Below are 5,479 nucleotides of genomic sequence, written 5' to 3' on the forward strand. Positions count from 1 at the left end.
CGGTTGTCGCGTCGCGACGACGGATGCCGATGGGACGGTCCGAAACGCCGACCCAAACCCTAACGTTGAAGTTTAGGGTTACCAGTGTGTCTGTTGCAGCAGCGCGGCCACCCCGAGGGCCAGCACGGCCGCCGCGCTGCTGCTCGCGGTGGGCGGCCTCGCGTGGGCGCTGGTGAACGGCGAGAAGGACAAGGGCGGCAGGGACGGCGGCACGGCGCCCGTGGGCGGGGCCTCGTCCGACGTGAGCCCTGGGCGCACGGGCGACAAGGGCGCCGCGGAAGCCGGCGGCTCCGGCGGCACAGCCGCGAACGGCGGCGGGTCCAATGGCGGGAACGGAAACGCCGGAAACGGAAACGACGGCGACGACAACGGCGGGAAGGGCAAGGGCGGGAACGGCAACGGCGGGGCCGCGACCGACGGCGGTTCGCACGGCGGCGCCACGCCGTCCCCTCAGCAGTATGTGAAGGTGTACGCCCAGGCCGTGCGCGGAAGCTATACGGGCGCCTGCCCGCCCCCGCAGGCCGAGGCCCCGGCCTTCCGCGCGACGATCACGGTCGGCCGTACGCCCGTGGCGGTCGACTACCGCTGGGCGACGGAGAGCGGCCGCGGCTCGGGCGACTGGCAGACCCTGGAGTTCGCGTCCGGGGACGGCCGGCAGAAGCGGGTCGGCCTCATCCAGCTGACACACCAGCCGGGCCAGAGGTACCACGACCGGATCCGGATGGAGATCCGGAGTCCGGTCGCGGTGAGCTCCAACTGGGTGGACTTCTCGGTCGACTGTAAGGAAGAGGAGCCCCCGTCGGACGAGAGCTCCCATCAGGAGGGCGACCCGGTGGCCCTCAGGCGTGCGAGGTGAAGACGGGCAGGTAGCCGCCGGACTGTCCGGAGGCGGTGGGGTGGTAGGACTCGCCGATGTTCAGCCAGTTCACGCTGTGCAGCCAGGCCGCCCCGGAGCAGATCTCGTGTCCGGTGAAGGCCGGGACGACGTCGGCGAAGTCGTACCCGTGGTCGGCGGCGCGCTTGGCGACGGCGGCGTTGAGGTAGTCCGCGGCCCCGTTGATCGCGGACCGTTCTCTCTCGCTCAGACCGGCGGTGCAGCTGCCGTTGAGCTTGTAGAAGCGGGGATAGCCGAGGACGACGACCTGGGCCGCGGGCGCCTTGGCTCTGATCGCCGAGTACACGCTGTCGAGTCTGCCGGGCAGGGTGGAGTCGACGTACCCCTTGGCCTGGTCGATGCGGTTGAGGCAGTTGGCCTCGGACTGGAGCACACAGGTGGTCATGACGTCGGCGAAGCCCGCGTCATTGCCGCCGACGGTGAGGGAGACCAGGTCGGTCCCCGAGTTGAGGGGGGTCAGCTGGTTGGCGGTGACGTCACTCGTACGAGCGCCTGAGCAAGCGGTGAACGCGAACGACGAGGGTGCGTGGGCCGCCGCCCAGAGCTTGGGGAAGGCGCGGTTGCTGCGCTTGCAGCCGCCGCTGGCGCCGTCGTAGCTGCCGGCGCCGACGCCCGACGAGTACGAGTCGCCGAGAGCCACGTAGTCGAGCGCCGCGGCGCTCTGGTCGGCCTGCGCCTGGCCGGCCCCGGCGAGAGCGACGACGGCGCCGAGGAGGAGCGAGGATGAGAATGCCGCGATTCGGGACAGTTTCATGGAACCTCCCTTTAGCAGGATCTCTGTCCCAACTTTCGTAGCAGGGCGCATACTTCACTGGAAGTGTCCATGCCAAGAATGTTCCGTGAGGATTTCGCAGCAGGTCCCGCGGGGGTCGACGCGCGAAGACCCCGCACGAGGGCCGGCCGCACGGACTCGGCCGGACGGGGGGGAGCGCGCGTCGCCGCGCGTGCGCCCCTTAAGAAGGTGCGCGCGACCCGTCGAGGGGGCGTGCGGATTCCGGTGCGAGGGGGCGCGCACGACCCGACGAGGGGGCGCGCGGGGCCTTGCGCGTGGGCTCCTTGACGGGGCGTCGACGGCTGCGGAGCATTGAGGCTCGGCAACCGACGCCTTGGGGGGAAGTCGGTCATGCAGACGATCAGCGACACATCAGCGGCGGCAGCCGGAACCGATCTGCTGCCGGTGCTCGCGGGCGGAGCGTTCGCCGTCTCGGGGGTCGGCGTCGCGCTGGCGCTCGCCGACGTCCAGTCGCCGCTACGGGCGCCCTTCGTCCTCTTCTTCCTCTTCGCCGGGCCGGCCGGCGGACTCGCCGCAGTGCTCACCCGGCTGGATCCGGCCGCGCGCGCCGCCGCGGCCGCCGGCGGAGCGGTCCTTCTCGACCTGCTGGTCGCTCAGATCCTGTCCTCCTCACGCGGTCTGACCGCGGGCGGAGGGGTCACCGCGGTCGCGGTGATCACGATTCTGCTCCACCTCTGGGCACTGGGACGCCGAATGCGGCGGACGGAATTGATCAATCCTTTCGATCGAACAGTTAAAGGGATCAAGAAAGTCCGATCGGGACGGTTCCGCATCTGACCGCCGAATCGGTATCAAAAAAGTAAAAAGGCGAGGCCGGGTTCCAGGTCTTGCCATACAGTCCTAATCGTCAATACCGTCGTACATCCACCCGCAACGGTCCATCAAGCAAAGCGGCTCTGGGGAGGGCTCAAGCGTCGCGATGGATCCGGAGCGGGGCGCGGTAGGGGGGTGCCGTGCTCGGCTTTCGTGCTCGCTCTGAGCCGTCTGCCGCGCGGCCAGTTGTGCCAGCTCACCCACCAGGCAAGGAGCGTTATGCCGTCATGGGCGGGGTGAGAAGAACCCCCCTTTCAAACCGGACACTCATCCGGACTGCCCGGGGGCGGGCAGTCCACCGGTGGAGAGGGAAAAAGACTCATGAGTTCAGTGCTGCGCCCGGCCGTGCCGGGACAAGATCCATTGACCGAGCCGTCACGCATGGGGGACGTCGCTGAATCCGCCGCCCAGCCGGCTGTCTCCGTGAAGGGGGCCGGGCGAATAGCAGCCGCCTACCGCCCGATCTCCTCTCATCTCGCGATCACTCCGCCGGTGAGCGTGGTGATCCCGGCGATGAATGAGGCGGAGAATCTTCCGTACGTCTTCAAGACGCTCCCCGACTGGATTCATGAAGTCGTCCTGGTGGACGGGAATTCGACCGACGACACCGTTGAGGTCGCCCGCGAGCTGTGGCCGGACGTCAAGGTGGTCAAGCAGGTCGGAAAGGGCAAGGGAGATGCCCTGATCAGCGGATTCGCGGCCTGCACCGGCGACATCATCGTGATGGTGGACGCCGACGGCTCGGCCGACGGCCAGGAGATCGTCTCCTATGTCTCGGCCCTGGTCTCCGGCGCGGACTTCGCCAAGGGCTCCCGCTTCGCCAACGGCGGCGGCACCGACGACATGACCGCCGTCCGCAAGCTCGGCAACTGGGTGCTGTGCAGCGTGGTCAACGCCAAGTTCGGAGCCCGGTACACCGATCTCTGCTACGGCTACAACGCCTTCTGGAAGCACTGCCTGGACAAGGTCAGCCTCGACTGCACCGGCTTCGAGATCGAGACCCTGATGAACATCCGGGTGGTCAAGGCCGGTCTGCGCGTGCAGGAGGTGCCCAGCCACGAGTATCTGCGCATCCACGGCGTCAGCAATCTCAGAGCCGTCCGGGACGGCCTGCGGGTCCTCAAGGTGATCATGAAGGAGAAGGGCGTCCGCAGGTCTGCGCGTCGACGCCCGACCGCGATCGGCGTCGACGTCCCCCGCGGAGGGGTGTCTTGAGCGACCGTCGCTTCTCCGTGGTGATCTGCGCCTACACCGAGGACCGCTGGACCGACATCCTCGCGGCCGTCGACTCCGTACGGCGCCAGTCACTGCCGGCCCTCGAGACGCTGCTGGTCGTCGACCACAACGCGGCGCTCCTCGAGCGGCTCGGCACGCAGTACAAGGAAGCCGGAGAGGAGGTGCGGGTGCTCGCCAACGCGGGCCCCCGCGGCCTCTCCGCGGGCCGCAACACCGGTATCGCCGCAGCCCACGGCGAGTTCGTCGCCTTCCTCGACGACGACGCCGTCGCCGAGCGCGACTGGCTGCGGTACTTCGCCGAGGGGTACGACGACGGGCGGGTGATGGCCGTCGGCGGGCGCACTCTGCCCGCCTGGGCGTCGGGCCGCCGGCCGGCCTGGTTCCCCGAGGAGTTCGACTGGGTCGTCGGCTGCACCTACCGAGGGCTGCCGCCCGGCAGGGTGCGGGTGCGCAATGTGCTGGGCGGCAACGCCTCCTTCCGGCGCAGCGCCTTCGACGCCTCGGGCGGCTTCGCCACCGGCATCGGGCGCGACGGCGACAAACGGCCGCTGGGCTGCGAGGAGACCGAGCTGTGCATCCGGCTCGCCACCGCACTGCCGGACGCGGTGCTGCTGATCGACGACCGCGCGGTGATCCACCACAAGGTCCCCGCGATCCGGGAGCGGTTCGGCTACTTCCGTACCCGCGCCTACGCCGAGGGCCTCTCCAAGGCGCTCGTCGCACGGAGCGTGGGCGCGGGCAAGGGGCTCGAGTCGGAGCGCCGGTACACCACCCGGGTCCTGCCGTCCGGAGTCGTACGCGGTCTGCGCGACGCGCTGCTGCGCAGGCCGGGCGGCGCCGGCCGGGCCGGGGCGATCGTCGCCGGAGTGGCCGCCGCGGCGGGCGGCTACGCGGTGGGCAGCGTGCGGGCGCGCGGGGGCGGGGCGAGGTTCTCGTCGGGCCCGATCGCACCGCTGGGGGACCGTGCGGGGCCCGCGCCGGCGCGGGTGCCCGTGCGCGTCTTGGAGGGAGGCGCGTCCGGGTGAACGAGCGGCCCGTGCCGATCCTCATGTACCACGCCGTCGGACACCGCCCGGCGCAGGCGGCGTACTCCCTGTCCGTCTCCCCCGACGCCTTCGCCGAGCAGATGGAGCTGCTCGGCGAGCGCGGGTTCACCCCGCTCACCGCCGCGCGGCTCGGCGACGCATGGCGCGCGGGCGGCCCGCTGCCCCGGCGGCCCGTGCTGATCACCTTCGACGACGGCTACGAGGGCGTGCACCGGCACGCCCTCCCCCATCTCGCCAAGCAGGGCTTCGCCGCGACGCTGTTCGTCTCGACGGGCTGGCTGCGCGGGGAGCACGACGAGGGCGGGGCGCTCGACACCATGCTCGACTGGGACCAGGTGCGCGAACTGGCCGCGGCGGGCACGGAGATCGGCGGGCACACCCACACCCATCCGCAGCTGGACCAGCTCGACGACGCCCGGCTGCGTTACGAGACCGTGCGCTGCCGGGACGTCGTCGCGGACGAGCTGGGGGCCGCGCCGGTCTCGTTCGCCTACCCCTACGGCTACTCCAGCCGCCGGGTGCGAGAAGCGGTCCGTGCGGCCGGCTTCGCGCAGTCGCTCGCCGTAGGCAACGCGCTGGCCCGGCGGCGGCAGGGGCCGTACGCCCTGGAGCGGGTGACCGTGCGGCGCTCCACCGGCATCGAGGAGTTCGAACGGCTCGTCGAAGGCCGGTCCGTCGCCCGCGCCTTCGCCAAGG

Annotated in this window: 6 protein-coding genes; 5 read left to right on the forward strand and 1 reads right to left on the reverse strand. The window is 70.7% G+C overall.

Annotated features, from left to right (window positions below):
- The first annotated feature begins 148 nt into the window (after positions 1-148).
- The gene (locus AB0M39_RS41265) at positions 149-856 is read left to right on the forward strand and encodes a hypothetical protein (protein WP_365374141.1); all 708 of its coding nucleotides are present in this window, start codon (positions 149-151) and stop codon (positions 854-856) included.
- Here AB0M39_RS41265 and AB0M39_RS41270 read toward each other — a convergent pair.
- Positions 840-1,649: an SGNH/GDSL hydrolase family protein gene (locus AB0M39_RS41270; protein WP_365374144.1), complete on the reverse strand. Its 810-nt coding sequence runs from the start codon at positions 1,647-1,649 to the stop codon at positions 840-842. The two genes, AB0M39_RS41265 and AB0M39_RS41270, sit on opposite strands and share 17 nt — an antisense overlap.
- A 369-nt stretch (positions 1,650-2,018) precedes the next feature.
- On the opposite strand from AB0M39_RS41270, the gene AB0M39_RS41275 reads away from it, so the two are divergent.
- From AB0M39_RS41275 to AB0M39_RS41290, 4 genes are all read left to right on the forward strand, one after another.
- Positions 2,019-2,465, forward strand: a complete 447-nt coding sequence (locus tag AB0M39_RS41275) for a hypothetical protein (RefSeq protein WP_365374146.1) — start codon at positions 2,019-2,021, stop codon at positions 2,463-2,465.
- Positions 2,466-2,822: 357 nt separating this feature from the next.
- Positions 2,823-3,716, forward strand: coding sequence for a glycosyltransferase family 2 protein (locus tag AB0M39_RS41280; protein ID WP_365374148.1), 894 nt, complete (start codon positions 2,823-2,825; stop codon positions 3,714-3,716).
- A complete protein-coding gene (locus AB0M39_RS41285; protein WP_365374151.1) occupies positions 3,713-4,762 on the forward strand; it encodes a glycosyltransferase family 2 protein in 1,050 nt (349 codons plus the stop codon). The genes AB0M39_RS41280 and AB0M39_RS41285 overlap by 4 nt, the downstream gene beginning before the upstream one ends.
- Positions 4,759-5,479, forward strand: a 721-nt coding sequence (locus AB0M39_RS41290) for a polysaccharide deacetylase family protein (protein WP_365374153.1), incomplete at its 3' end; no start/stop codon positions are given. The genes AB0M39_RS41285 and AB0M39_RS41290, both read left to right, overlap by 4 nt.

Source organism: Streptomyces sp. NPDC051907 (assembly GCF_040681075.1).
Classification (GTDB): domain Bacteria; phylum Actinomycetota; class Actinomycetes; order Streptomycetales; family Streptomycetaceae; genus Streptomyces.

What these genes read in the sequence shown, in the direction of transcription:
- AB0M39_RS41270 (WP_365374144.1), bottom strand. Translation starts at nt 1,649, where the DNA reads ATGAAACTGTCCCGAATCGCGGCATTCTCATCCTCGCTCCTCCTCGGC.
- AB0M39_RS41275 (WP_365374146.1), top strand. Translation starts at nt 2,019, where the DNA reads ATGCAGACGATCAGCGACACATCAGCGGCGGCAGCCGGAACCGATCTG.
- AB0M39_RS41280 (WP_365374148.1), top strand. Translation starts at nt 2,823, where the DNA reads ATGAGTTCAGTGCTGCGCCCGGCCGTGCCGGGACAAGATCCATTGACC.